Source organism: Micromonospora sp. WMMD980 (genome assembly GCF_029626035.1).
In the GTDB taxonomy this organism is placed as follows: Bacteria; Actinomycetota; Actinomycetes; order Mycobacteriales; family Micromonosporaceae; genus Micromonospora.
In genome coordinates, this window is record NZ_JARUBE010000003.1 from 2,330,872 (window position 1) to 2,353,792 (window position 22,921).

Annotated in this window: 23 protein-coding genes; 12 read left to right on the forward strand and 11 right to left on the reverse strand. The window is 72.7% G+C overall.

All coding sequences use genetic code 11. The features are described 5' to 3' along the window. The first annotated feature begins 47 nt into the window (after positions 1–47). The 4 genes from O7618_RS11305 (at position 48) to O7618_RS11320 (ending at position 2,897) form a co-directional block, all read left to right on the forward strand. Positions 48–830, forward strand: a complete 783-nt coding sequence (locus tag O7618_RS11305) for an alpha/beta hydrolase (RefSeq protein ID WP_278106005.1) — start codon at positions 48–50, stop codon at positions 828–830. 141 nt (positions 831–971) lie between these two features. Continuing rightward, the gene (locus tag O7618_RS11310) at positions 972–1,610 is read left to right on the forward strand and encodes a MerR family transcriptional regulator (protein WP_278106007.1); all 639 of its coding nucleotides are present in this window, start codon (positions 972–974) and stop codon (positions 1,608–1,610) included. Positions 1,611–1,626: 16 nt separating this feature from the next. Then, complete coding sequence (locus tag O7618_RS11315) at positions 1,627–1,962, forward strand: YnfA family protein (RefSeq protein ID WP_278106008.1); 336 nt, start codon at positions 1,627–1,629, stop codon at positions 1,960–1,962. 5 nt (positions 1,963–1,967) lie between these two features. After that, positions 1,968–2,897 carry an alpha/beta hydrolase gene (locus O7618_RS11320; protein ID WP_278106009.1) on the forward strand — a complete coding sequence of 310 codons (930 nt, stop codon included), beginning with the start codon at positions 1,968–1,970 and terminating at the stop codon, positions 2,895–2,897. Between the two features lie 66 nt (positions 2,898–2,963). On the opposite strand, the gene O7618_RS11325 is transcribed toward O7618_RS11320, so the two are convergent. Together O7618_RS11325 and O7618_RS11330 are read right to left on the reverse strand one after the other, a co-directional pair. Beyond that, positions 2,964–3,785: an alpha/beta fold hydrolase gene (locus O7618_RS11325; RefSeq protein WP_278106010.1), complete on the reverse strand. Its 822-nt coding sequence runs from the start codon at positions 3,783–3,785 to the stop codon at positions 2,964–2,966. A gap of 34 nt (positions 3,786–3,819) precedes the next feature. Further along, the gene (locus tag O7618_RS11330) at positions 3,820–4,548 is read right to left on the reverse strand and encodes a DUF4097 family beta strand repeat-containing protein (RefSeq protein ID WP_347405367.1); all 729 of its coding nucleotides are present in this window, start codon (positions 4,546–4,548) and stop codon (positions 3,820–3,822) included. 157 nt (positions 4,549–4,705) lie between these two features. Here O7618_RS11330 and O7618_RS11335 point away from each other — a divergent pair, with 157 nt between their 5' ends. The 3 genes from O7618_RS11335 to O7618_RS11345 all read left to right on the forward strand — a co-directional run bounded on the left by O7618_RS11335 (position 4,706) and on the right by O7618_RS11345 (position 6,861). Further along, positions 4,706–5,467, forward strand: a complete 762-nt coding sequence (locus tag O7618_RS11335) for a helix-turn-helix domain-containing protein (protein WP_278106011.1) — start codon at positions 4,706–4,708, stop codon at positions 5,465–5,467. Between the two features lie 155 nt (positions 5,468–5,622). Then, a complete protein-coding gene (locus tag O7618_RS11340) occupies positions 5,623–6,297 on the forward strand; it encodes an HAD family hydrolase (protein ID WP_278106012.1) in 675 nt (224 codons plus the stop codon). 333 nt (positions 6,298–6,630) lie between these two features. After that, on the forward strand, positions 6,631–6,861 hold the full coding sequence (locus tag O7618_RS11345) for a hypothetical protein (RefSeq protein WP_278106013.1): 231 nt from the start codon (positions 6,631–6,633) through the stop codon (positions 6,859–6,861). A 121-nt stretch (positions 6,862–6,982) separates the two neighbouring features. Here O7618_RS11345 and metH read toward each other — a convergent pair whose 3' ends face one another. After that, the gene (gene metH / locus O7618_RS11350) at positions 6,983–10,498 is read right to left on the reverse strand and encodes a methionine synthase (RefSeq protein WP_278106014.1); all 3,516 of its coding nucleotides are present in this window, start codon (positions 10,496–10,498) and stop codon (positions 6,983–6,985) included. 240 nt (positions 10,499–10,738) lie between these two features. On the opposite strand from metH, the gene O7618_RS11355 reads away from it, so the two are divergent. After that, positions 10,739–11,608 carry a PAC2 family protein gene (locus O7618_RS11355; protein ID WP_089157832.1) on the forward strand — a complete coding sequence of 290 codons (870 nt, stop codon included), beginning with the start codon at positions 10,739–10,741 and terminating at the stop codon, positions 11,606–11,608. 119 nt (positions 11,609–11,727) lie between these two features. Beyond that, positions 11,728–12,519 carry a GntR family transcriptional regulator gene (locus O7618_RS11360; protein WP_278106015.1) on the forward strand — a complete coding sequence of 264 codons (792 nt, stop codon included), beginning with the start codon at positions 11,728–11,730 and terminating at the stop codon, positions 12,517–12,519. Positions 12,520–12,681: 162 nt separating this feature from the next. Here the strand turns inward: O7618_RS11360 and mshC are convergent, their stop codons facing one another. From mshC to O7618_RS11380, 4 genes are all read right to left on the reverse strand, one after another. Continuing rightward, complete coding sequence (gene mshC, locus O7618_RS11365) at positions 12,682–13,920, reverse strand: cysteine--1-D-myo-inosityl 2-amino-2-deoxy-alpha-D-glucopyranoside ligase (RefSeq protein ID WP_278106016.1); 1,239 nt, start codon at positions 13,918–13,920, stop codon at positions 12,682–12,684. A gap of 67 nt (positions 13,921–13,987) precedes the next feature. Then, a complete protein-coding gene (locus tag O7618_RS11370) occupies positions 13,988–14,806 on the reverse strand; it encodes an SCO1664 family protein (protein ID WP_278106018.1) in 819 nt (272 codons plus the stop codon). Then, positions 14,803–15,390: a DUF3090 domain-containing protein gene (locus tag O7618_RS11375; RefSeq protein ID WP_278106019.1), complete on the reverse strand. Its 588-nt coding sequence runs from the start codon at positions 15,388–15,390 to the stop codon at positions 14,803–14,805. The genes O7618_RS11370 and O7618_RS11375 overlap by 4 nt, the downstream gene beginning before the upstream one ends. Positions 15,391–15,487: 97 nt before the next feature. After that, the gene (locus tag O7618_RS11380) at positions 15,488–16,204 is read right to left on the reverse strand and encodes an MSMEG_4193 family putative phosphomutase (protein WP_278109972.1); all 717 of its coding nucleotides are present in this window, start codon (positions 16,202–16,204) and stop codon (positions 15,488–15,490) included. 632 nt (positions 16,205–16,836) lie between these two features. Between O7618_RS11380 and O7618_RS11385 the strand changes: the two genes are divergently transcribed. Beyond that, complete coding sequence (locus tag O7618_RS11385) at positions 16,837–17,412, forward strand: hypothetical protein (protein ID WP_278106020.1); 576 nt, start codon at positions 16,837–16,839, stop codon at positions 17,410–17,412. A 59-nt stretch (positions 17,413–17,471) separates the two neighbouring features. Here the strand turns inward: O7618_RS11385 and O7618_RS11390 are convergent, their stop codons facing one another. Both O7618_RS11390 and O7618_RS11395 read right to left on the reverse strand, forming a co-directional pair. Further along, positions 17,472–18,308 (reverse strand): undecaprenyl-diphosphate phosphatase, encoded by an 837-nt coding sequence (locus tag O7618_RS11390; RefSeq protein WP_091058234.1) that lies wholly within the window; start codon positions 18,306–18,308, stop codon positions 17,472–17,474. Next, positions 18,305–19,357 carry an LLM class F420-dependent oxidoreductase gene (locus tag O7618_RS11395; RefSeq protein ID WP_278109973.1) on the reverse strand — a complete coding sequence of 351 codons (1,053 nt, stop codon included), beginning with the start codon at positions 19,355–19,357 and terminating at the stop codon, positions 18,305–18,307. The genes O7618_RS11390 and O7618_RS11395 overlap by 4 nt, the downstream gene beginning before the upstream one ends. Before the next feature lie 164 nt (positions 19,358–19,521). Here O7618_RS11395 and O7618_RS11400 point away from each other — a divergent pair, with 164 nt between their 5' ends. Both O7618_RS11400 and O7618_RS11405 read left to right on the forward strand, forming a co-directional pair. Then, the gene (locus O7618_RS11400) at positions 19,522–20,493 is read left to right on the forward strand and encodes an aldo/keto reductase (protein ID WP_278106021.1); all 972 of its coding nucleotides are present in this window, start codon (positions 19,522–19,524) and stop codon (positions 20,491–20,493) included. Positions 20,494–20,593: 100 nt separating this feature from the next. After that, a complete protein-coding gene (locus O7618_RS11405; RefSeq protein ID WP_091058244.1) occupies positions 20,594–20,785 on the forward strand; it encodes a DUF5703 family protein in 192 nt (63 codons plus the stop codon). Between the two features lie 55 nt (positions 20,786–20,840). On the opposite strand, the gene O7618_RS11410 is transcribed toward O7618_RS11405, so the two are convergent. Together O7618_RS11410 and O7618_RS11415 are read right to left on the reverse strand one after the other, a co-directional pair. Then, positions 20,841–21,494, reverse strand: coding sequence for a hypothetical protein (locus tag O7618_RS11410; protein WP_278106022.1), 654 nt, complete (start codon positions 21,492–21,494; stop codon positions 20,841–20,843). 60 nt (positions 21,495–21,554) lie between these two features. Continuing rightward, positions 21,555–22,874, reverse strand: coding sequence for a M20/M25/M40 family metallo-hydrolase (locus O7618_RS11415; RefSeq protein WP_278106023.1), 1,320 nt, complete (start codon positions 22,872–22,874; stop codon positions 21,555–21,557). Positions 22,875–22,921 lie beyond the last annotated feature (47 nt).

The following is a 22,921-nucleotide window of genomic DNA, read 5'->3' on the forward strand; positions in this document are numbered from 1 at the left end:
CAGTAACTAAGCTAGCTTAACTAAGCTTCTTTAGTTAAAGTGTCGGCATGACCTCCCTCGCGGGCTACCCCGACCTCACCCTGACCGTCTCCGAGGCCGGCCACGGCCGTCCCGTCCTGCTCCTGCACGGCGGCGGCGGACCGGCCACAGTCAGCGCCCTCGGTGACCACCTGGCCCGACGCGCGCACACCGTCACCCCGGTGCATCCCGGCTGGGACGGCACCGACCGGCCAGCCTGGCTCACCGGCATCGACGACCTCGCCCTGGCCTACCTGCACCTGCTGCACGACCGCGGGCTGCGCGACGTGCTGGTGATCGGCTCCTCACTCGGTGGCTGGATCGCCGCCGAGATGGCCGTCCGGGACACCGCCGGCCTCGTCACCGGCCTGACCCTCGTCGACGCGGTCGGCATCGACGTGCCCGGCGAACCCATCCAGGACTTCTTCGCCCTCGACCCGCGGAGCCTGGCCGAGCACACCTGGCACGACCCCGACCGTCTCCGTGGCGCCGCGGCGGCCGTCACACCGGAGCAGCAGGCACGGCAGGCAGCCAACCGCGAGACCATGCGCGTCCTGGTCGGCGACCCCTACATGCACGACCCGAAGCTGCGCCGCCGGCTGGGCCGGGTACGCGTACCGGCCCTGCTGCTCTGGGGTGCGAGCGACCGCATCGTCACCCCCGCCTACGGCGCGGCGTACGCGGCGGCGCTCGGCGACGGCCGGCTGGTGGTCGTGCCCGCTGCCGGACACCTGCCGCACGTGGAGAACCCGACCGCGACGCTGTCCCACCTGGACGCGTGGCTCGACGGACACCAGAGTGCCGGGGCATGAGCGGCCACCAGGAGCTACCACCGCGCGGCTGACCCTGCGCCGCGCCGCCCGCCTGGACACACCGGGTGAAGACGGCCCCGACTGGATCCTCGCCGCCGACGACTTGCATCCGGTACCCCGGTACGGCCTTACCGTCGAGGCGTGACCGACACCTCCTGGGCACCGCAGGCGTGCACCCTGCCGACCGCCGAACGGCCGCTGCGGCCGGCCGAGTTCGACCGGCTGTTCCACGACGCCGTCCACGCGACGGACCGGGTGTCGGCGCGACATCTGCGGCTGCGCCTCGCCGCCGCCGCCGTGACGGGCCTGCGCTCCGGCCAGCTCGCCGACGCGGCCGGGGTGAACGTGCAGACGCTGCGCTACTACGAGCGCCGTGGGCTGCTCGACCCGCCGCGGCGGTCCCCGGGCGGCCACCGGCTCTACCCGGCCGAGACCGTCACGCTGCTGCGGGTGGTCAAGACCGCGCAGCGCCTCGGGTTCACCCTCGCCGAGGTCGCCGACCTGCTCGACGCCGGCCGGCACCGGCACGGTCGCGGGCGCGACACCGGGTTGCAGGCTCCCGCCAGGCAGAAGCTCGCCGAGGTGGAGCGGCGGCTGGCGGACCTCACCGTCATCCGCGACACGCTGCGGGCCGCGATCTCGGCCGGCTGCGACGACCTGATCGCCTGCGCCGGCACGTCCTGCTGCCCGCTGCCCTTCGCCGGGCTCGCCGCCCTCGACGACCGCGCCGAACCCGGCGACCGGCCGGCCGCGTCCGACGACCCGGCGGCAAGATCGTGACGGTACGGTCGGACGCATGACGGTCGCCCGGTCCATCCTGCTGTTCCTGGTCGCCGCGCTGGCCGAGATCGGCGGCGCCTGGCTGGTCTGGCAGGGCTGGCGGGAGGACCGCGGGCTGCTCTGGGTCGCCGGCGGGATCGCCGCGCTGGGCGTCTACGGCTTCGTGGCCACGTTCCAGCCCGACCCGAACTTCGGGCGGATCCTCGCCGCCTACGGCGGCATCTTCGTCGCCGGGTCGCTGGCCTGGGCCATGGTCGTCGACAGGTTCCGGCCCGACCGCTACGACCTCGTCGGCGCGGCCGTCTGCCTGGTCGGCGTCGCGGTCATCATGTACGCGCCGCGCGCGAGCTGACCACGGTGCTGTTCCGTCCGAAGAGCGCGGAGCTGTCGTTCCGCCACGGCGACGACGTGCTGGTCGGCGACCTGGTCCGGCCGCCCTGGCCGGGGCCGTACCCGGCGGTGGTCTTCGTCGAGGGCTCCGGCCCCGGCGGGCGTGACCAGCGGGACTGGCAGACCCGGCTCGCCGCCGCCGGCTTCGCCAGCCTCGCCTACGACAAGCCCGGCTCCGGCGCGTCCACCGGCGACTGGACCCGGCAGAGCCTGACCGATCGGGCGGGAGAAACCCTGGCCGGGGTGGACGCGTTGCGATCACGGTCGGACGTCCGCGCGAACGCCGTCGCGTTGGTCGGCGGCAGCCAGGGTGGCTGGGTGGCGCCGCTCGCCGCGTCCCGTTCCCCCGCCGCCGTCGCCGCGGTGGTGAGCGTCTCCGGCCCCGGCGTGCCGGTGGTGGCGCAGGAGGAGTACCGGTTGCGTCGTCAACTCGTCGCGACGGGCTTCACCGCCGACGACGCCCGGCAGGCGCTGGCGCTGCTGCACGAGCAGATCGACCGGGTGCGGGCCGGCGACGCCCCGGCCGCGGTGCACGCCGCGCAGGCTCGATGGCACCAGGCGCCCTGGTACCCGCTGCTCGCCGGCACCTCACCCGCGACGATCGCCTTCCTCGCCGGCATCGCCGACCACAACCCGGAGCCGGCGCTCGCCGCCCTGCGCTGCCCGTTGCTGGCGATCTTCGGCGCCGACGACGTGCAGGTCCCAGTCGAGCCAAGCGTGCGCGCCCTGGCCCGGATCCTCGGCGACGCCGGGCACCCCGACCACACGGTCGTGGTGTTCCCGGACGCCGACCACGGCATCCGGGTGGGGGGCGTGCGGGCGCCCGGCTTCGACGAGCTGGTGGTGACCTGGCTCCAGCGCCGACTGTCCGCGCCGCCCCGGCCCGAGGATCCGTGAGATGGGCGCGGCCGATCCGGCACCCGGCGGGGCTCGGCGCCGAGGCTGGACGGCGGCGCACCGGCCTCACCCCGCCGCGGCGCCGCCGTCGAGGCCGGCGACCTCGCGGACCGCCGCGACGATGGCGGGCGCGTCCTTCTTGAGCAGCGCGCCGTGGTTGCTGGCGACCTTCGCGCTGACCCGGATGTGCGGGTTGCGGGCGGTCACCGCGTCGAGCCCGGCGCGGATCCGCTCCTGCTCGTCGCCCCGGCTGCCCAGCGACGTGCCCGACGCGACCACGTAGCGCACCGGGACGGTGATCCGGTCGAGCACCGGGCCCAGTTCGCGCTCCCGGGAGAGCCGGCCGAGCTCGATGTTGCTCTCGGCCTGCTGGGCGGCGCTCATCCGCGGGGTCAGTCCGGTCGGGCGCAGCAGGGGCGTCACCCAGCCCAGCCGCCTGAACAGCTTCCGGATCCGCTGCTCCATGGCGTCGTCGAGCCAGTCGTAGGGGAACGCGCCGTCGACCAGGACCGCGCCGACCGTACGGTGGGGGTTGCGCTCGGCCCAGTGCGCGCCGACGACGGCACCGTAGGACCAGCCCACCAGCAGCGCCCGGTCCACGCCCCGGGCGGCGAGGACGGCGTCGACGTCACGGACGGCTGCCTCGAAGGAGTAGTCCGCCGACCGCTTCGACCGGCCACGGGCCCGCTCGTCATAGGTGATGTGCCGCCACCCGTCGCCCAGGCCGGCGATGACCCGCCGCCAGTAGCCCTGGGTGGCGAACTGGCCGTTCAGGTAGAGCACGGGCACGCCGGCGCCGCCGGTGTCGGTGACCGCCAGGGCGGTGTCTTCGACGGGCACCATACCGCTCCACGTCGAGCCGGTCGCGGGGGTGATGTTCTTCGTCATGTCTTCTCCTGCGCGGGGTGGGTGTCGGTCGGATTCAGAGGCTGCGGGCGGTGATGTCGCCGTGCGAGGTGGTGGCGCGGATGTCGAGCACGGCGGAGCCGTCGTCGCGCAGGGCGTTGCTGACGCGGCCGTGGTCGGTGCCGGCGTCCAGGGTGGCGGGGACACCGCTGGCGGCGGCGACCGTGATGTCGCCGGAGCGGGTGCGCAGCACGAGCGTGCCCCGTACCGCCTCGGCGATCCGGATGTCGCCTCGGGCGGTGCTGATCTCCGCGGCGCCGGTGAGCCGGCCGATCTCGACGTCGCCGTCGGTCGCGGTCAGGCGCACGCTCGCGGCCTCGTCGATCTTGACCTGCCGGTACGCGCCGTCGACGGTGACGTCGCCGAGGCGACCGACGCCGCGTACCTCGACGGCACCGGAGCTGGCCTGCACGCGGGAGTCGGCGGGCAGCCGCACGGTGACCTCGACGGAGCCGGCGGCACCGACGATCCGGTTGGTGGGCTCGGGGACGTGGATCCGCAGGACGCCCTCGGCGTAGGTGACGACCGTCTGCTCCGCGGTCCTGGCGTCCCGCCCCTTGGCGGCGTCGGCGGGTCGGACCTCGACGGTGGTGTCGGCCCGGTCCGCGGCGATGACCTGGATGCGACCGGCGGGCACGTCCAGGACGGCGGCGATCGGGGCGGGGGTGGCGAACGTCTGCATCGTGCTCTCCCAGGGGTTTCCGTTGCTCGTTTCCAACACCGGAAACGCTACGTTGCGTTCCATTATCTAGCAACGTTCCTGTTGCACCTAACTCGCATTTAAGCAGTTCGAAGGCACTTTATCGTTGCAACTGATCTGAAATTAACGCAACGTTGTCGAGGCATCGTTGCAACAGACTGGCGGTGAACGCTATGCTCGCGCCGGATGAGAGGAGATCGCGATGCCGGGGGGCAGACTCACCCAGCAGGAACGCCAACGGATCGCGGCGGGGCTGGCCGAGAGCCTCGCCTACGCGGAGATCGCCCGACGCCTCGACCGTCCGACCTCCACGATCACCCGCGAGGTGATGCGCAACGGCGGCCCCACCGCCTACCGCGCCGAGCTGGCCCACCGCGCCACCGAACGCCGAGCCCGGCGACGCACCACAGCCACCTCCCGCGGGTCGCAGCCGCAGCCCCAGCGGCAAGGGCGCGACGCCGTGGCCCTGACCGAGTACGAGGAGACGCTGACCACCGTGCTCATGGCCTCGGGCCTGCCGACTATGGCAGCCCGGGTGCTGACCTGCCTGTTCACCACCGACGCGGGCAGCCTCACCGCGGCCGACCTCACCCGGCACCTCCAGGTCAGTCCCGCCTCCATCTCCAAGGCGATCACCTTCCTGGCGGGGCAGAGCCTGGTCCGCCGGGAACGCGACGACCGCCGCCGGGAGCGCTACGTCGTCGACGACGACCTCTTCTACCAGGCGACGATCGCCAGCGCCCGCGCCAACGACCACCTCGTCGCCGTCGCCCGCCAGGGCGTCACCCTGCTCGGACCCGACACCCCGGCCGCCGCCCGCCTGGAGAACATCGCCCGCTTCCTCGACTTCATCAGCGAGAACATCACCCGCGCCGCCGAGCAGGCCCGCGAGATCCTGCGTACCGCTCCGCGGGCGCCCGGGAAGGACCAGCCGGTCGACCAGCACTCCCCCGGCGGGCGGTAGGTCAGGTCGATCGACGTGGTCGAAGGGTCTGCCGCTCGCGCTCCTGCACATCGAGTACGGCGAACCGCATGATCACGATCCATCACCGAGGCGGGTGCTCGAAACAGCTCACTGCGCGGCCCACACAACCCGTCGCGTCGATCTAGGGTGACGCGATGACCGCCGAGCCCGTGACGACAGTACTGTTCGACTTCGCCTGGACTCTGTTCGCCAGAGACTCGGAACGCTGGGTGGGCAACGCGGCGGCATCGCTCGACCGGACATTGGCTGCCGGCGAGGCGCACCGTATCGCTGGCGACTTCGCGGACCTGCTGCGAAAGACGGCCACGGATCCGGCCCACATCGCCCGAGATCTGGATCCGGGAGTCTGGGATCGGGCGATCCTCGCCGTGCTGCAACAGCTTCCCGGGGTGGACCAGGCGCTGGCAGCGGTCTTGCACGAAACACACGCCGAAGCGATCGAGCCGTACGCGGACACCGTCGCCACCCTGTCCGCACTGCGTGACAGCGGTGTTCGCATCGGCGTCGTCAGCAACGTCGGCTGGGACATCCGCACCTGCTTCGCGCGGCACGGGCTCGACGGCCATGTCGATGCGTTCGTACTGTCCTACGAGGTCGGCTTCGTCAAACCGGACCCTCGGATCTGGGTCGCCGCCCTCGAAGCCCTCCGTGCCGCACCGCGTCAGACCCTGATGGTCGGTGATCATCCCGCCGGCGACGGCGGATCGGTTTCCGCCGGCATACCAGCGCTGATCCTGCCGATGGTGGATTCGCCCGCGGAGAAACGCGGCTTCGAACACGTGCTCAGGCTTGCCCGAGTTCCGTCCTGACAGGTCCGTCGCCGGCACTCACGTGAAGCTCCCGTGACGTTGATCCATTCGAGCCGACCTCGGTGCGTCCTCACGGAGGCATCCTGTCGTCGGACATACATGACCTCGTCCTCGACGACCGGACCGCGCCGGCGCGGAGGAGGACCGGAACCGCCGATGTCAGGGCGAGAAGACAGCCGTCGCAGCTGCCGGGCAGCAGCACATCCAGGTCCTCCACCATCCCCTTCCGGTCCACGGTGACGGCGAGCGCCACTTGATCCACACCATCTCGGGGAGGTGGCCGCACCGGGCGGAAGCCGATTGGACGACAGGGACAACGGGTAGAACCGTCGCATGCGGCGAGAACTCGGCGACCCGATGATCAAGAGCCGCCGGAGCGTCGTCGTCATCGTCGGGATCAACTGCCTGCTCCTGACCTTCTTGGTGGTCCAAGCCCTTCGAGACGACTCCTGGGTGTGGCGGCTGTTGGTCCTGGTCGGGGCCGCCGGCGTGGCTTTCCTGACCGGCCTGCTGGTCTGGACCCGCCTCGTTCGCGGCGACGACCACACGCAGCGCCATCACTAGCTTCCCTCAACGGCTGCACGCCCATCTCAGGGTCGGACCTCGCCCCTCGCCTGTCAGTTCCGGGCCTCCGGCGGTTCCGCCCCGATCAGCGAGCACAACTCGCGAAGGGTGACGGCGTCACTTACTTGGCGTTGAAGTAGTTCGCCTCCGGGTGGTGCACCACGATCGCGTCGGTGGCCTGCTCCGGCACCAACTGGAACTCCTCCGACAACTGCACCCCGATCCGCTCCGCCCCGAGCAGCCCGACGATCTTCGCCCGGTCCTCCAGGTCGGGGCAGGCCGGATAGCCGAACGCGTACCGGCAACCCCGGTAGTCGGTGCGGAGCAGGCCGGCCAGGTCGGCCGGGTCGTCGTCGGCGACCGTCCCCCCGCCCGGCAGCACCAGCTCGGAGCGGATCCGTCGGTGCCAGTACTCCGCCAGCGCCTCGGTGAGCTGCACGGACAGGCCGTGCACCTCCAGGTAGTCGCGGTACTCGTTGGCCGCGAACATCTTCGCCGTGTATTCGCTGATCGGCTGCCCGACGGTGACCAGCTGCAACGCCACCACGTCGAGCTGCTCGCCCCCGGGCCGGAAGAAGTCGGCCAGGCACAACCGGCGCTCCTGCCGCTGCCGAGGGAAGGAGAACCGGGCCCGCTCGCTGTGCCCGTTCTCGTCCAGCACCACCAGGTCGTTGCCCTCGGAGTAGGCCGGGAAGTAGCCGTACACCACGGCCGCCTCCAGCACCTGGTCGGAGATCAGCCGGTCCAGCCAGTAGCGCAGCCGGGGCCGGCCCTCGGTCTCCACCAACTCCTCGTACGACGGGCCCTTGCCGCCGCGGGCGCCGCGCAGCCCCCACTGGCCCAGGAACGTGGCCCGCTCGTCGAGCAGCGCCGAATAGTCGGCCAGCGGCACGCCCTTGACCACCCGGGTGCCGAAGAACGGCGGCGTGGGCACGCCCACCTCCACCGCCACGTCGGAGCGGACCGAGGCGTCGTCCAGCTCCGGCAGCGCCTCGCGGACCTGCGCCCGCTGCCGCTCCCGACGCTCCCGGCGGGTGGCCAGCGCGGCCTCCCGCTCCGGGTCGACCACCGGCGCGCCGCCGCGCTTCGCGGCCATCACCCGGTCCATCAGGGACAGCCCCTCGAACGCGTCCCGGGCATAGTGCACCTGACCCGGGTAGATCGACCGCAGGTCGTCCTCCACGTACGCCCGGGTCAGCGCCGCACCGCCGAGCAGCACCGGCCAGCGCTCGGCCACACCGCGCGAGGCCATCTCGGCCAGGTTCTCCTTCATGACGACCGTGCTCTTGACCAGCAGCCCGGACATGCCGATGGCGTCGGCCCGATGCTCCTCCGCCGCGTCGAGGATCGCGTTGATCGGCTGCTTGATGCCGATGTTGACCACGTCGTAGCCGTTGTTGGACAGGATGATGTCGACCAGGTTCTTGCCGATGTCGTGCACGTCGCCCTTGACCGTGGCGAGGACGATTCGGCCCTTCCCGTCGTCGTCCGCCTTCTCCATGTGCGGCTCCAGGTAGGCCACCGCGGTCTTCATCACCTCGGCCGACTGGAGCACGAACGGCAGCTGCATCTGGCCCGAGCCGAACAGCTCGCCGACCACCTTCATGCCGTCGAGCAGCAGGTCGTTGATGATGGACAGCGGCGTGCGCCCCTCGGCCATCGCGGTGTCCAGGTCGGCCTCCAGGCCGTTGCGCTCCCCGTCGATGATCCGCCGCTTGAGCCGCTCCTCCAACGGCAGCGCGGCCAACTCCTCGGCCCGGGTGGCCCGCGCCGAAGCCGCGTCGACGCCCTCGAAGACCTCGATGAACCGCTGCACCGGGTCGTAGCCCTCGCGGCGGCGGTCGTAGACCAGGTCGAGCGCCACCTCGCGCTGCTCGTCCGGGATCTTCGACATCGGCAGGATCTTGCTGGCGTGCACGATGGCCGAGCTCAGGCCGGCCTGCACGCACTCGTGCAGGAACACCGAGTTGAGCACCTGCCGGGCCGCCGGGTTCAGGCCGAACGAGACGTTCGAGATGCCGGCGGTGAAGTTGACACCCGGGTAGCGGGCGGTGATCTCCCGGATCGCCTCGATGGTCTCGATGCCGTCGCGGCGCGTCTCCTCCTGCCCGGTGGCGATGGGGAACGTCAACGCGTCGATGAGGATGTCCTCCCGGCGCAGCCCCCACCGGCCGGTCAGGTCGTCGATCAGCCGGGCGGCCACCCGTACCTTCCACTCCCGGGTGCGGGCCTGGCCCTCCTCGTCGATGAGCAGCGCCACGACGGCGGCGCCGTGTTCCCTGACCACCGGCATGATCCGTGCGTAGCGGGAGTCGGGGCCGTCGCCGTCCTCGAAGTTCACCGAGTTGACCACGCACCGGCCGCCGAGCATCTCCAGCCCGGCCTCGATCACCGCCGGCTCGGTGGAGTCCAGCACGATCGGCAGGGTGGACGCGGTGGCGAACCGGCCGGCCAGCTCCCGCATGTCCTGCGTGCCGTCGCGGCCGACGTAGTCGACGCAGAGGTCGAGCAGGTGTGACCCGTCCCGGGCCTGGTTGCGGGCGATCTCCACGCAGGACTGCCAGTCGGCGGCCAGCATCGCCTCGCGGAACGCCTTCGAGCCGTTGGCGTTGGTGCGCTCCCCCACCATCAGGACGCTGGCGTCCTGGGCGAACGGCACGTGGTGGTAGATCGAGGAGACGCCGGCCTCCGGCTCGGGCTCCCGGGCCACCGGACGCCGCCCGCCGAGCCGCTCCACCAGCACCCGGATGTGCTCCGGCGTGGTGCCGCAGCAGCCGCCGATCAGCCCGACGCCGTAGTCGTCGACGAACTGCTCCAGCGCGGCGGCCATGTCCTCCGGGCCGAGCGGGAAGTAGGCTCCGTCGGCGGTCAGCACCGGCAGGCCGGCGTTCGGCATCACCGACACCGGCAGGCGCGAGTGCCGGGACAGGTAGCGCAGGTGCTCGCCCATCTCGGCCGGGCCGGTGGAGCAGTTGAGCCCGATCAGGTCGACCCCGAGCGGCTCGATCGCGGTCAGCGCCGCGCCGATCTCGCTGCCCAGCAGCATGGTGCCGGTGGTCTCCATGGCCACCTGACAGATGATCACCACGTCCCGGTCGGCCTCGTCACGGGCCCGCTTCGCGCCGACCACCGCCGCCTTGACCTGGAGCAGGTCCTGACAGGTCTCGATGATCAGCCCGTCCGCGCCGCCGGCGATCAGGCCGGCGGCGTTCTCCTGGTACGCGTCGCGCAGCGAGGCGTAGCTCGCGTGGCCCAGGGTCGGCAGCTTGGTGCCCGGCCCCATCGAGCCCAGCACGAACCGTGGCCGCTCCGACGTCGCGTACGCGTCGGCGGCTTCCCGGGCGATGCGCGCGCCCGCCTCGGACAGCTCCCGGATGCGCTCGGCGATGCCGTACTCGGCGAGGTTGGGCAGGTTGGCGCCGAACGTGTTGGTCTCCACGCAGTCGGCGCCGGCGGCCAGGTAAGCCTCGTGCACGCCGCGGACCACGTCCGGCCGGGTGACGTTGAGGATCTCGTTGCAGCCCTCGAGGCCGTCGAAGTCGTCCAGGGTGAGGTCGGCCGAGTGGAGCATCGTCCCCATCGCGCCGTCGGCGATGAGGATCCGGTCCGCCAGCAGGTCGCGCAACGAAGTAGCCACGAGGCCAGGCTAGTGCGCCGAGGCACGGGGCGGTCACACCAAACGCGCCATCCCACATAGTGTCGGCCGGATCACCGCGTACCTTTCATCCGGTTCGACCGGGTGGTCGGGCCGGGCGACCGGCGCGGCCGGCGGGCCGGCTCCGGCGGCGGCACGTAGGCTGGCGGACGTGAAGGACAACAGGGACGCGACCGTGCGACGGGGCGGCGCCGCTCCCGACGAGCAGGGTGAGGTGACGGCGTGACCGAGTTCGACGGGCTGCCGGTACTGCGCTCACCGGTCGCCATCGCGGCCTTCGAGGGCTGGAACGACGCCGCGGACGCCTCCACCGCCGCCGTGGAGCATCTGGAGCAGGTCTGGCAGTCCCGGCAGGTGACCGAGCTGGACCCGGAAGACTTCTACGACTTCCAGGTGAGCCGGCCGACCATCACCATGGCCGACGGGGAGACCCGGCGGGTCGAGTGGCCCACCACCCGCTTCATGGTGGCCAGCCCGGAGGGCACCGAGCGGGACGTGGTGCTGATCCGGGGCATCGAGCCGAGCATGCGCTGGCGCACCTTCTGCGAGCAGGTGCTGGAGATCTGCCACAGCCTCGAGGTCGAGCGGGTGGTGCTGCTCGGCGCGTTGCTGGCCGACGTGCCCTACACCCGGCCGCTGCCGATCAGCGGCAGCGCGTCGGACGCCGACGCGGCCAAGCGTTACCAGCTCACCCCCACCCGCTACGACGGTCCGACCGGCATCGTCGGCGTGCTGCACGACGCGTGCACCCGGGCCGAGGTGGACGCCGTGTCGTTCTGGGTGCACGTGCCGCACTACGCCAACAACCCGCCCTGCCCGAAGGCCACCCTCGCGCTGCTGCACCGCGTCGAGGAGGTGCTCGACCTGCCGGTGCCGATGGCCGACCTGGCCGAGGAGGCCGCCGAGTGGGAGCAGCGGGTGCGCAGCGCCGCCGAGCAGGACGCCGAACTCGGCGAGTACGTGCGTGAGCTGGAGGAACGCGTCGGCGACGCCGGCATCACCCCGTTGACCGGGGACGAGATCGCCCAGGAGTTCGAGAAGTACCTGCGCCGTCGGGGCGGTTCGGCCGGCCCGACCGCCGGCTCCTGGTAGGCCACTTGCGCGAAGACAGGCCGGGTCCCCTGATGGGCCCGGCCTGTCTTCGTGTCCGGGGTGGCGCGGTCACATGCAGTAGGGCATCCTAGGAACCTAGCTGTCATGAGGAGGCGGATGTGCAGATCAACCCGGGGGCGGCCGAGTTCCCCCACCGGCAGATCGCCGCGCAGCTCAAGGCTCAGGTGCGCCGCGGCGACTGGGGCCCGGGCGAGCGGCTGCCGTCCATCCCGGCCATCGCCGAGATGTTCGGCGTCGCCAAGCAGACCGTGCAACGCGCCGTCGACCAGCTGCGGGTCGAGGGCATCCTGATCACCAAACCCGGCTCCGGTACGTACGTCCGGGGCACCCGACGCCGGCTGAGCCGCCTCTCCCGGGGCCGGTACGGCGGCTTCCGCGGCTACCACACCGACCTGGCCGCCCGGTACCGCCAGCAGCTCGTCTCGGTCGGCCGCGTCGCCGCCCCGGCCGAGGTGGCCGACGCGTTCGGCGTGCCCGACGGCACCGAGCTGCTCTGCCGGCGGCACCTGGTCCGCACCGACGACTCCCCGGTCGAGGTCGGCGGCTCCTGGTTCCTGCCCGCCGACACCGCCGGCACCTCGCTGGAGCGGGCCGAGGCGTTCGGCCGGCCGCTCTACCAGGAGGCCGAGGAGGCGATCGGCAGGCGGTACACCACCGCCACCGACACGATCAGTGCCCGGCAGCCCAGCCGGGAGGAGGCGGAGATCCTGCAGATCCGCCCGGACACCCCGGTGCTGCACCTGCTGCACGTCGCGTACGACGAACGGCACAAGCCGATCGAGGTCGCCCAGGCCACCTGGCCGGGCCCGATGACCACCCTCACCGAGGAGTACAAGATCCCCGCGCCGTCCCCCGAGCCGGACCCGGATCCCGGCCTGGTGCTCGGCTGACCCCGAACCGCGGCCGCTCCGCGGCACCTGGCCGCCGCCCGCGACTTCGGCACCTGTCCGCGGCCCGGACGGCGCTTGCCGGGACTGACGTCGGGCCGAGCCCACCGCCACCGTTAGAAGGGGGCCCTTCCTCTACGCCAGGCGTTAAGAGGGGGCCCCTCCTTACACCCGGATGCCGAGGAGGGCGTCGAGGGTGTCGGCGAACAGCGCGGGAGCACCGGGGTCGGAGCCGTCGCCGGCGAGGACGCGCTCGGCCCAGGCGTCGGCCGTCGCCAGGGCACCCGGCGTGTCGAGGTCGTCGGCGAGGCGCTCGCGTACCCCGGCCAACAACGCCTCGCCGGACGGGCCGACGGGCGCGGCGGCGGCCCGCCGCCAGCGGGCCAGCCGCTCCAGCGCCTCGGCGAGCAACTCGTCGGTCCAGGAGCGGTCGCTGCGGTAGTGGCCGGCGAGCAGCGCGAGCCGCACCGCCATCGGGTCGACCCGGTCGGCGCGCAGCCGGGAGACGAAGACCAGGTTGCCCTTGGACTTGGACATCTTCTCGCCGTCCAGGCCGATCATGCCGGCGTGCACGTAGTGGTCGGCGAACGGCGTCTCGCCGGTCAGCCGCTCGGCGTGCGCAGCGGAGCACTCGTGGTGCGGGAAGATCAGGTCGTTGCCGCCGCCCTGCACCGAGATCTGGTCGCCGAGCAGGTTCAACGCGATGACCGTGCACTCGATGTGCCAGCCGGGGCGGCCCGGGCCCAGCTCGCCGCCGGGCCAGGACGGCTCACCCTCGCGGGCGCCGCGCCACAGTAGCGGGTCGAGCGGATCCCGCTTGCCGGCACGGTCGGGATCGCCGCCGCGCTCCGGGAAGATCTCCAGCATCTCGGCGCGGGACAGGTTGGACTCGTAGCCGAACGCGGGCGCGGCGGAGATGTCGAAGTAGACGTCGCCGGTGCCGTCGTCGAGCCGGTAGGCCGCGCCGTCCTTGAGCAGCACGAGCACCTTGTCGGCGATGTCCGGGATCGACTCGACCGCGCCCACGTAGTGCGCCGGCGGGATCATCCGCAGCGCCTCCATGTCCTCGCGGAACAGCGCGGTCTCCCGCATGGCGAGGACCTTCCAGTCCTCGCCGTCGCGCTCGGCGCGCTCCAGCAGCGGGTCGTCGATGTCGGTGACGTTCTGCACGTAGCGCACGGTCAGGCCGGCGTCGCGCCACATCCGCTGCACCAGGTCGAAGGTGATCATGGTGGCGGCGTGCCCGAGGTGGGTGGCGTCGTAGGGGGTGATGCCGCAGACGTACATCGAGGCGACGCCGTCGGGGCGGGAGGGGTGCGGGCCCTGCCGCGCCGAGTCGTACAACCTCAGTGGCGCGCCCTCGCCCGGCAGCCGTGGCACCTCGTGTCCCGCCCAAGACTCCATGACCGCCAGCCTAACGAGCCGTCAGGCGCGCGGGTGCCGCCCCACGGGTGATCAACGCGACAGCGCCTCACATGGGTGGCCAGGGCATGGCCGGCCACTCCTCGGGCGGCAGCGGGAACCGGCCGGTGTCGCGCAGCCGGTCCACCCGGGCCGCCACCGCCCTGACCTCACCGAGGGTGAGGTGCTCGGCAAGCTCCTCGCCGAGCGCGCCGCCGAGCCGGGCGGCCAGCCCGTCGAGCATCTCGACCGCGTCCGGCGGGAGCAGGCGGCCGGCCCAGCCCCAGAGCACCGTCCGCAGCTTCTCCTCCACGTGGAAGCTGACGCCGTGGTCCACCCCGTAGATGCGGTCGTCCGCGCCGACGAGCACGTGCCCGCCCTTGCGGTCGGCGTTGTTGATCACCGCGTCGAGGACGGCCAGCCGGGCCAGTCGCGGGTCGTCGGCGTGCGCCAGGGCGTAGGCCGCGCCGTCGTCGTCGCGTGCCGCGGCGATCGGGAACCAACGCGGCGGCACCGACTCGGCGGGCACGAAGCCGACGAGCGGCTCGGCGTCGGCCGGCTCGTCGATCCAGAGCTGGCAGGAGCCCGGGCCGAACGGGCCCTCGCGCAGCACGGTCGGCGGCACCAGGTCCCACCCGGTGGCCCGGGAGACCAGGTAGGCGGCCACCTCCCGGCCGGCGAGCGTGCCGTCCGGGAAGTCCCACAGCGGGCGCTCGCCACGCACCGGCTTGTAGACGCAGTGCGCGCGCGCGTCGCCCAGGACGATCTCGGCGCGCAGCGTCGCGTTGGAGGCGTCGACCAGCCGCCCCTCCAGGGTCAGCTCGCCGTCGGCGAGCAACCGCAGCGCCTCGGCGCCGCCCTGTCGGGGCTGCAGTTCCGACGAGGTCACCGGTGATAGCCGTTGTGCCGGGGGCAGAGGTGGCCGGCCGGGTCGAGCGGCTGGCCACAGAGCGGGCAGGGTGGCCGGCCGGCGTTGACCACCCGCTTGGCGCGCTCGATGAACTCGCGGGTCGCCTCGGGGGTCAGCCGCACCCGGAGCCGGTCGAGGTCGTCGTCGGGCTCGTCCGGCTCCTCGTCGATCTCGACCTCGTCGTCCGCGTCGCCCAGCTCGACCTCGACCTCCGCCTCGCCCACGGCGATCGCCTCGATCACCACGGTCGCGGTGTCCACGTCGAAGGCCAGGCCGAGCGTGCCGACCCGGAACTCCTCGTCGACCGGGGTGTCGAGCGGCTCGTTGTCGCCCAGCGCGATCGGCGCCGACTCCGGCAGCTTCACCCCGAACCGGCGTTGCGCCTCGGAGAGCAGCTCCTCCAGCTTCTCGGCGAGCAGCGACACCTGGACCTTCTCCAGCGCGACGCTGACCAGCCGGCCGCCGCCGCGCGCCTGGAGGAAGAACGTGCGCTCCCCCGGCGGGCCGACCGTCCCGGCGACGAACCGCTCCGGCGGCTCGAACGCGTGCACCTGGTGCGTCATACCCACGACCCTATCCGGCGCGCGGAAGCACCGCGCAGCCCACCGACGCCGAATCCGCCCAGAGCGCAACGCGCGGCACCACGCGGGCCCGCGGCGGTCACGACCGCCCCGCCCCCGCCCCACCGCCGACCGCGGCGTCCGACCCGGTGGCGCCGGCCGCCCGCCGGCGCCGCTTGCCCGGCGGCGGGACCAGCGCCGACAAGTCGCCGCCGGTGTCGTTGAGCCGGACCAGGAACGGCCGCAGCGGTGTGTAGCGGATCGCCGTCACCGACGCCGGGTCGGCCACGATCCGCTGGAACAGATCCAGGTGTACGCCGAGCGCGTCGGCAACGATGGCCTTGATCACGTCGCCGTGGCTGCACGCCAGCCAGACCGCCTCCGGCCCGTGCTCGGCGGTGACCCGCGCGTCCCACGCCCGCACGGCGGCGACCGCACGCGCGGACATCGCCGCCATCGACTCCCCCTCCGGGAAGGCGGCGGCGCTCGGGTGCTGCTGGACCACCGGCCAGAGCGGCTCCTTCGCCAGCTTCTTCAGCGCCTGTCCCTCCCAGGCGCCGTAGCCGCACTCGATCAGCCCGTCCTCGACCGTCGGCTCGGCCTGCGGCAACGCCAGCTCCAGGGTCTGCCGGCAGCGGATCAGCGGGCTGGTCACCACCGCCGCGAGCGGCAGCCCGGCGAGCCGGCCGCCGACCGCCGTGGCCTGCGCCCGCCCGGTGTCGTCCAGCTCGACCGGTTGCCGGCCGGCCAGCCCACCGTCGGCGTTCGCGGTGGTCCGGCCGTGTCGCAGAAGCAGAAGGGTCGCCACGCCCACCACCCTAGGCCGTGCCGCCTCGTCGACCGCCCCCACCACACAGTGCCGCCCCACCGGCCCACCGGCTCGACCGCCTCGGTCGCCCGGAGTGGTCGACCATGACGTTGACCGCCGCACATCAGACATCGTGCACCGCTTCCTGATCGACCGAGTCGGGCGTCCGGTGCGGGGAGCGCATCCCCCACCAGACGCCCACGAAAGCCGACAGGTCCGCCCACCCTGCGCGAGCGGCAAGGACCACGGCCACCCGCCCGCCGAGGGCGAGGGGTGGTGGGGTGGGTGCGACTCCCTCCACCGCCACCGCTGGCCCCAGCCGACCCGGACCGCACACACCCCATTCGCCACGTACCGGCCGCCCGGGCGGGCGGTGTGTCCGGTGCGGAGGTGGTCGGGGACACCTGTCGGGTGGAATGGGTCCGGGGGCGGGGGCGTTGTACCCGGTGCACGGCTGAGCAGCGGAAACACCCGCCACCGGATCCTGGATCCGCGGAATGACGGTGGGGCGCCGGTCGTTGCACATGGTTCCGCCGGCACGACGAGGCCCCCGCCCCGTGAGCCGACGGAGTCCCCGCGCGAGAGCGCCTGACGGTGCTCGCACACCCCCCGGTGTGTCGAACCCCCGAATGGAGCCCCCCATGAACACCATGCTGCGCAAGAGCATCCTCGGTATCGCCGGTCTGACCGTCGCCGGTGGCCTGGCCGCCGGTCCGCTCAACCACCACGACAGCTCCCCGACCGCCCGCGAGGTCGCCGTCACCGCCCAGGCCGACCCCGCCGCGCTCGTCCCGCACGGCGTGCAGGGCGCGCAGTCCCGCATCGACCTGACCGACGAGCAGGCCGCCAACGTCAAGGCGATCGTCGCCGCCACCAAGAAGGCCGGCATGGACGAGCGCGCCGCCGTCGTCTCGATCGCCACCAGCCTCCAGGAGTCGAAGCTGGAGAACCTCGGCCACCTCGGCGACCGCAACGACCACGACTCGCTGGGCCTGTTCCAGCAGCGCCCGTCCAGTGGTTGGGGCACGCCGGAGCAGATCACCGACCCCGAGTACTCCACCCTCGCCTTCCTCAAGGGCCTCAAGCAGGTCGACGGCTGGCAGGACATGCCGCTGACCCAGGCCGCGCAGACGGTGCAGGTCAGCGCCTACCCTGACGCGTACGCGCAGTGGGAGCAGCAGGCCGCGGACCTCGTCGCCCAGCACTGGAACGGCTGACACAGGCGGAAGGCCGGCACCCCGGAGGCGGGGTGCCGGCCCCCGTCGTGTCGCCCGGATCAGGTGGCGCTGATCGTGCCGGTGAGCAGCAGGCAGAGCACCAGCGTGCCGAGCGCCACCCGGTAGAGCACGAACAGGTAGAGCGTGTGGTGTGCGACGTAGCGCAGCAGCCAGGCGATGGCCGCGTAGCCGATGGCGAACGCGATGAGCGTGGCCACCACCATCTGCGCCACGCTCGGCGCGGCGGTGCCGGGCGCGGACGGCTCGAAGACGTCCGGCAGGCTGAACACGCCGGAGATGACAACGGCCGGGATGGCCAGCAGGAACGAGTAGCGCGCCGCCGTCTCCCGGGTGAGGTTGAGGAACAGGCCGACGGTCAGCGTGCCGCCCGAGCGGGAGACGCCGGGGATCAGCGCCATCGCCTGCCCCAGGCCCATCGCCACGCCGTCGCGCATCCGGAAGTTCTCCAGCGTGCGGGTCTGTCGGCCCCAGTACTCGGCGAACGCGAGCACCAGGGCGAAGAAGATCAGCGTGAAGGAGATCAGGTAGAGGTTCCGGCCGGCGGTGCGGATCTGGTCCTTGAACAGCAGCCCCAGGATGCCGATCGGGATGGTGCCGACGATGACGTACCAGCCCATCCGGTAGTCGAGGCTGGAGCGCACCGAGCGGTCGACCAGGCCCAGGCACCAGGTGCGGACGATCCGCCAGATGTCCTTGAAGAAGTAGATCAGGACGGCGGCCTCGGTGCCGAGCTGGGTGACCGCGGTGAACGACGCCCCCGCGTCGCGGCCGAAGAAGATCGCCGAGGTGATCCGCAGGTGCCCGGACGACGACACCGGCAGGAACTCGGTGAGCCCCTGGACGACGCCCAGGACGATGGCCTCGACCCAGGTCACTCGCCGACCCCGGACAGCTCCAGCGCCTCGGCCACGGTGCGCAGCGTCGCGACGCCGCTGTCCCGGTCGGCCACGAACAGCGTCACCGACAGGGTGGTCACGCCGGCGGCGGCGTACTCCCGCATCCGCTCGGCGATGCGCCCCTTCGGGCCGAGCAACGAGGTGCGGTCGATGAACTCCATCGGCACCGCGGCGGCGGCGTCGCGCTGCCGCTTGGCCAGGTAGAGCTCCTGGACCTCGCGGGCCGCGTCGCCGTAGCCCATCCGGGTCGCGAGCTGGTTGTAGAAGTTCTGCTTCCGGCTGCCCATCCCGCCGACGTAGAGCGCGGCGTACCAGCGGACCAGCTCGGCGCAGGTGGCCACGTCGTCACCGACCACCACCGGCACCGAGGGGACCACGTCGAAGCCGGCCAGCTCCTTGCCGGCGGCGGCCCGCCCGGCCCGGATCGCGGCGAGCTGCTCCTCGGCGAACTCGGGGGCGTAGAAGACGGCCAGCCAGCCGTCGGCGATCTCGCCGGCCAGCTCCAGGTTCTTCGGGCCGACGGCGGCCAGGTAGATCGGGATGTGCTCGCGCGGCGGGTGGAAGCTCAGCCGCAGCGCCTTGCCCGGCCCGTCCGGCAGCGGCAGCGTGTGGTGCTCGCCGTCGTACGCGACCTCCTTGCGGGCCACCGCGAGCTTGACGATGTCGACGTACTCCCGGGTGCGCGACAGCGGCTTGGCGAAGCGGACGCCGTGCCAGCCCTCGGAGACCTGCGGGCCGGAGACGCCGAGTCCGAGCCGGAACCGGCCGCCGGAGAGCGTGTCGATGGTCGCGGCGGTCATCGCGGTCATCGCCGGGGTGCGGGCGGGGATCTGCATGACGGCGGAGCCGAGGTCGATCCGCTGCGTCTGCCCGGCCATCCAGGCGAGCATGGTCGGTGAGTCGGAGCCGTACGCCTCCGCGGCCCACACCACCGAGTAGCCGAGCCGGTCCGCCTCCTGGGCGAACGCCAGGTGGTCGGCCGGCGTGCTCCAGGCCGTCTGGTATCCGAGGTTGAGCCCGAGTCGCACTGGTCCTCCCACCGTCCGCACCACAGGTCGCATCAGGTTACGCAATGCCGGTGCCACCACCGACGACCGGCTCGCCCCGAACACGTCACACCGCGCTGCGCTCGCGCGGGAAGTTGACTGCGGCGAGGATGTCCGTGACGCCGCGATCGAAATAAGGTTCACCCATGCAACAGCGACCGCTCGGCCGAAGCGGGCTGGCGGTTTCGCGGCTCGCCCTCGGCACCATGACCTGGGGACGGGACACCGACGCCGACGACGCGGCCGCCCAGCTGAAGAGCTACCTCGACGCGGGCGGAAACCTCGTCGACACCGCCGACGTGTACGCCGACGGCGACGCCGAGTCGGTGATCGGGTCGCTGCTGGGTAGCCTGGTCGACCGCGACGAGCTGCTCATCGCCACGAAGGCGGGGCTGCGGCCGGGCAGCGGCCGCCGACGCGACGGTTCGCGCGGGCACCTGCTGCGCACGCTCGACGCGTCGCTGCGCCGGCTCGGCACCGACCACGTCGACCTGTGGCAGGTGCACGGCTACGACCCGGACACGCCGCTGGAGGAGACGCTCTCCGCGCTGGACCACGCCGTCTCCGCCGGCAAGGCGCGCTATGTGGGCGTGTCGAACTTCTCCGGCTGGCAGACCGCCCGGGCCGCCGCCTGGCAGGCCGCCTGGCCGGGGCGGGCGCCGGTGGTCGCCGCCCAGGTGGAGTACTCGTTGTTGGAGCGCGGCATCGAGCGTGAGGTGCTCCCGGCGTGCGCCGGGATGGGGCTGGGCCTGCTGCCCTGGTCGCCGCTGGGCCGGGGGGTGCTCACCGGGAAATACCGCAACGGCCGGCCGGCCGACTCGCGGGCGGTGTCGCCGCACTTCGAGCGCTTCGTCGGCACCTACCTGGAGCCCCGCTGCTCCAGCATCGTCGAGGCGGTGGCCATCGCCGCCGGTGGGCTCGGCGTGTCGCCCACCGAGGTGGCGTTGGCCTGGGTGCGGGACCGGCCCGGGGTGACCGCGCCGATCCTCGGCGCCCGCACGGTCGGGCAGCTGCTCGGCGCGCTCCAGGTGGAGCGGATGACCCTGCCGGACGAGATCGTCACCGCGCTCGACGACGTCTCCGCGGTGCCCGTCGGCTATCCGGAACGCGACGGCTGACCGGCATCGGGCGTCCGCCGTGGGGCGGCCGTCCCGCGCCGCGATCCGGGTCACGGCCAGGGGGTGGCGGAGGGCCCGCGAGCTGGGCAGCATAGAGGTCATGGACTACGAATACGCGCCGCTGCGGTTGCCTTCGAACGTCGATCGGCTGACCGCCGCGGCGCAGCTGGCGATCCAGGCGGAGTTCTCCGGCTGGGAGTTGGCCCGGGTGCGGCTCTACCGGGACGGCACGCGGCAGGTGATGCTGCGCCGTCGCGTGGTGAGCAAGCCGCAGCCGGGCCTGTCGTACTGAGGGGCTCCTCGCCCCGGGGCCGCGCCGCGCGGTGCGGCCCCGGGGCGAGCACTGCCTAGTGGGCGTGGTCGTGCTCGTCGTCGAGCTCCAGGAACGGGTGCTCGTCGAGGCGACCGACCAGCCGGTCGTCGACGGCCGGCTGGAACGGGCCGACCGGATCGTCGTCGTCGAACGACTCCAGGTCGACGGGGGTACCGACCTCGCTGACCATGACCACGCCGTCGAGCGGCTCCAGCTCGGGCACGTCGAGCGCGGAGAGCGAACCGTCGCCGCTCTGCAGCAGCTCCAGCACCGCCTCGCCGACGCCCTCCACCGGCGCCGGCTCGTCCTCCTCCGGGGTGCCCTCCCGGCGGGCCGCCTCGGCCACCCGCAGCAGCGCGGCGACGCTGGGCACCCGGTAGTCGCGCCGCTGCCGCACGGAGATCACCCTCGGGTGCGGGTCGGTCGGCTCGCCGCCCTCCACCGCGCCGAAGCGCTCGTCCGCCTCGTCCGGGTCGATCGACTCGACGTCCCAGGGCGTCACCTCGCCGAACGCGTCGAGCAACCGCTCGTCGTAGGCGAACGAGGCGTTGTTCAACGCGACGTACGCCTGCCAGACGGCGTCGTCGTCGATCCGGCCCTGGGCGGCCCGGACGGCGGCCAGGTGGGCACGGGCGGCGTCGATCACCTGCTCGAGGGCGGCGTCCAGCTCAGCGTGCTGGTCGGTCATGTGAGGCAGTCCCTTCGCGATGGGGGCAGGTCCGCGCCGGCGGCGCCGCGGCGGGCGCGGTCAGCAGTTGCGGAGGAAGCGGTCGAGAACCCGCACGCCGAACTGTAGTCCGTCGAGCGGGACGCGCTCGTCGATGCCGTGGAACAGGCCGGAGAAATTGAGGTCGGCGGGCAGCCGCAGCGGCGCGAAGCCGAAGCAGCGGATGCCGAGCTGCGAGAACGCCTTGGCGTCGGTGCCGCCGGAGAGCATGTACGGCACCGGGTGGGCGCCCGGGTCCTCGGCCCGCAGCGCGGCCGACATGTGGTCCACCAGGTCGCCGTCGAACGTGGTCTCCAGGGCCGGCTGGCGCTGGACGTACTCGATGGCGATGTCCGGGCCGACCAGCTCGCGCAGCTGCCGCTCCAGCTCCTCGCTCTGCCCGGGCAGGCTGCGGCAGTCGATGGTGGCGGTGGCCCGGCCCGGGATGACGTTGTCCTTGTAGCCGGCGGCCAGCCGGGTGGGGTTGGCGGTGTTGCGGATCGTGGCGCCGATGATGTTGGCGATCGGGCCGAGCTTGGCGATCGCGGTCTCCGGGTCGGCCGGGTCGATCTCGATGCCGAGCACGTCGCCGACCTCGGCCAGGAACGCCCGTACGGTGTCGGTCATGACCACCGGGAACCGGTGTCGGCCGATCCGGGCGACCGCCTCGGCGAGCGCGGTCACCGCGTTGTCGTCGTGCACCATCGAGCCGTGCCCGGGCCGCCCCTTGGCGTGCAGGCGCAGCCAGTCGATGCCCTTCTCGGCGGTCTCGATCAGGTAGAGCCGGCGGGACTCGTCGACGGAGTAGGAGAAGCCACCCACCTCGCCGATCGCCTCGGTGCAGCCGTCGAAGAGCCCCCGGTGCTCGCGGGCCAGGAAGTGCGCGCCGTAGTCGCTGCCGGCCTCCTCGTCGGCGGTGAAGGCGAGCACCACGTCGCGCCGGGGCCGGACGCCGGCGCGCTGCCAGTCGCGGACCACGGCCAGCACCATGGCGTCGAAGTCCTTCATGTCGATCGCGCCGCGCCCCCACAGGTAGCCGTCACGGATGTCGCCGGAGAACGGGTGCACCGACCACTCGTCCGGGTCGGCGGGCACCACGTCGAGGTGCCCGTGCACGAGCAGCGCGTCGCGACCCGGCTCGGTGCCGGGGATCCGGGCCACCAGGTTGGCCCGCCCGGGTGCCGACTCGTGGATCTCGGCGTCGACGCCGACCTCGGCGAGCTTCTCCGCGACGTACTCGGCGGCGCGCCGCTCCCCCGCGCTGGTGTCGTTGTCCCCGGTGTTGGTGGTGTCGATGCGCAGCAGGTCCCGGCAGAGGTCCACGACCTCGTCGGTGGGCTGGGGTGAGGCGGAGGTCGTCATCGCTTCCTTATACCAGCCGGGCGGGCCGCGACGCCCGGTGCGGTGTG

Coding starts and splice junctions, on each gene's coding strand:
- O7618_RS11345 (WP_278106013.1), top strand. CDS start 6,631: ATGCGGCGAGAACTCGGCGACCCGATGATCAAGAGCCGCCGGAGCGTC.
- O7618_RS11305 (WP_278106005.1), top strand. CDS start 48: ATGACCTCCCTCGCGGGCTACCCCGACCTCACCCTGACCGTCTCCGAG.
- O7618_RS11330 (WP_347405367.1), bottom strand. CDS start 4,548: ATGGAACGCAACGTAGCGTTTCCGGTGTTGGAAACGAGCAACGGAAAC.
- O7618_RS11400 (WP_278106021.1), top strand. CDS start 19,522: ATGCAACAGCGACCGCTCGGCCGAAGCGGGCTGGCGGTTTCGCGGCTC.
- O7618_RS11385 (WP_278106020.1), top strand. CDS start 16,837: ATGAACACCATGCTGCGCAAGAGCATCCTCGGTATCGCCGGTCTGACC.
- O7618_RS11405 (WP_091058244.1), top strand. CDS start 20,594: ATGGACTACGAATACGCGCCGCTGCGGTTGCCTTCGAACGTCGATCGG.
- O7618_RS11340 (WP_278106012.1), top strand. CDS start 5,623: ATGACCGCCGAGCCCGTGACGACAGTACTGTTCGACTTCGCCTGGACT.
- O7618_RS11335 (WP_278106011.1), top strand. CDS start 4,706: ATGCCGGGGGGCAGACTCACCCAGCAGGAACGCCAACGGATCGCGGCG.
- mshC (WP_278106016.1), bottom strand. CDS start 13,920: ATGGAGTCTTGGGCGGGACACGAGGTGCCACGGCTGCCGGGCGAGGGC.
- O7618_RS11415 (WP_278106023.1), bottom strand. CDS start 22,874: ATGACGACCTCCGCCTCACCCCAGCCCACCGACGAGGTCGTGGACCTC.
- O7618_RS11315 (WP_278106008.1), top strand. CDS start 1,627: ATGACGGTCGCCCGGTCCATCCTGCTGTTCCTGGTCGCCGCGCTGGCC.
- O7618_RS11410 (WP_278106022.1), bottom strand. CDS start 21,494: ATGACCGACCAGCACGCTGAGCTGGACGCCGCCCTCGAGCAGGTGATC.
- O7618_RS11375 (WP_278106019.1), bottom strand. CDS start 15,390: ATGACGCACCAGGTGCACGCGTTCGAGCCGCCGGAGCGGTTCGTCGCC.
- O7618_RS11325 (WP_278106010.1), bottom strand. CDS start 3,785: ATGACGAAGAACATCACCCCCGCGACCGGCTCGACGTGGAGCGGTATG.